The organism is Arthrobacter sp. 9V (assembly GCF_902506065.1).
In the GTDB taxonomy this organism is placed as follows: Bacteria; Actinomycetota; Actinomycetes; order Actinomycetales; family Micrococcaceae; genus Arthrobacter.
In genome coordinates this window covers 1-1,296 of record NZ_LR732943.1, presented here as the reverse complement: position 1 = coordinate 1,296, position 1,296 = coordinate 1, and the positions used below count along the sequence as shown (strand labels likewise).

Here is a 1,296-nt window from a genome sequence, read left to right as displayed (position 1 = left end):
CTACGATGGACGGGTGCTGCTCGCGATCGACACCTCCGCCGGGACCTCCGTCGCCGTCGTCGACCCGGCCACCGGCCAGGCCCTCGCGACCCGCGACACCGAGGACAGCCGCCGGCACGCCGAGGTGATCGGCCCGTTCCTCGCCGACACCCTCGCCGAGGCGGGCATCACCGGCGCCGACGTCACCGGTGTCGTCGCCGGCATGGGCCCGGGCCCCTTCACCGGCCTGCGCGTCGGCATCGCCGCCGCCCGCACCTTCGCCGCAGCCCGCGGCGTCCCCGTCCTGCCGCTCGTCAGCCACGATGCCGTCGCCCTCGACCAGCGCGCCGCCGGCCTCGCCGGCCCCTTCGTCGTCCTCACGGACGCCCGCCGCCGCGAGGTCTACTGGAGCGCCTACGACGCCGACGGCGTCCGCGTGGCCGGCCCCGGACTCGCCAAGCCCGCCGATCTCGACGACGCGATCCGCGCCTCCCGGCCCGCAGCCGTGGGCTGGGACCGCGTGACCGTCACGTCCATCCCGGCCTGGAGGCTCGGCGCGATCGCCGCGGACCGACTCGCGTCCGGCGCGGCGTTCGACCAGGACACCCCCCTGTACCTGCGTGACCCCGACGTCACGGTGCCCGGTGCGCCGAAACGGGTGAAGCAGTGACCCTGCCGGACGGGCTCCGCCTGCGCCGAGCCCACCCGCAGGACCTCGACGACATCATGTGGCTCGAGCACGTCTCGTTCCCGTCGGACGCCTGGTCGGCGTCGCAGATGTCGGGCGAGCTGTACTCACCGCACGGGTACTACGTCGTGATCGAGACCGTCGACGACACCGCAGCGCCGATGGTCGTCGGGTACGCCGGACTCTCGTCCCTGGCGGGCAACCCGGTGGCCGACGTGCAGACCATCGCGGTCGCCGCCGATCAGCGCGGCAAGGGGCTCGGACGGGTCCTGTTCACGGAACTGCTCGACGAGGCGCGGCGCCGCGGTGTGCGCGAGGTGTTCCTCGAGGTGCGGGCTGACAACCCCGTGGCGCAGGCGATGTACACGGCGTTCCGGTTCGAGCACATCGCGACCCGGCCCCGCTACTACCAACCGGACGGCGTCGACGCGTGGGTGATGCGGGCGGAACTGCCCGGCCCGGACGCGGAACCGTCGTCGGACGTCGGACCCATCGGACAGGAGGCCCTCGGTGAGCGCGACTGAACCACTGGTGCTCGGCATCGAGACGAGCTGCGACGAGACGGGCGTGGGGATCGTGCGGGGGAACACCCTGCTGGCGAACGTGATCGCCTCGAGCATGGACGAGCA

General features: G+C 73.4%; 2 protein-coding genes and 1 pseudogene. All 3 read left to right on the top strand.

The window, feature by feature from the left end; all coding sequences use genetic code 11:
• Window positions 1-649, top strand: a 649-nt coding sequence (gene tsaB / locus BACI9J_RS22590; RefSeq protein WP_328699827.1) for a tRNA (adenosine(37)-N6)-threonylcarbamoyltransferase complex dimerization subunit type 1 TsaB, incomplete at its 5' end; no start/stop codon positions are given.
• A complete protein-coding gene (gene rimI, locus BACI9J_RS22585) occupies window positions 646-1,191 on the top strand; it encodes a ribosomal protein S18-alanine N-acetyltransferase (RefSeq protein ID WP_156155277.1) in 546 nt (181 codons plus the stop codon). The genes tsaB and rimI, both read left to right, overlap by 4 nt.
• A pseudogene (locus tag BACI9J_RS22580) lies at window positions 1,178-1,296 on the top strand (tRNA (adenosine(37)-N6)-threonylcarbamoyltransferase complex transferase subunit TsaD); the annotation flags it as partial. The gene rimI and the pseudogene BACI9J_RS22580, both read left to right, overlap by 14 nt.